At 69.3% G+C, this 254-nt stretch carries 1 protein-coding gene; it reads left to right on the forward strand.

Annotated features, from left to right (window positions below):
• Nucleotides 1-254, forward strand: a 254-nt coding sequence (locus tag O7A60_RS31920) for a VCBS domain-containing protein (RefSeq protein WP_337109616.1), incomplete at both ends; no start/stop codon positions are given.

The raw sequence follows: 254 nt of genomic DNA on the forward strand, positions 1-254 counted from the left end.
GCCGCCGTGCTGTCGGCCGATGTGCGCAACCTGACCGAGACCAACTCGGCCACCGACATCTCGAGCTCCGGCACGCTGACCGTCTCCGACGTCGACAGCCCGGCGACCTTCGTCGCCCAGGCCGGGACCGTTGGAACCTACGGCGCGTTCTCCATCGACAGCGCCGGCGCCTGGACCTACACCGCAAGCTCGGCCCACAACGAGTTCGCCGCCGGCACCACCTACACCGACACCTTCGACGTCGTCAGCGCCGA

It is taken from the genome of Mesorhizobium salmacidum (SeqCode), from assembly GCF_037179605.1.
GTDB lineage: Bacteria > Pseudomonadota > Alphaproteobacteria > Rhizobiales > Rhizobiaceae > Mesorhizobium > Mesorhizobium salmacidum.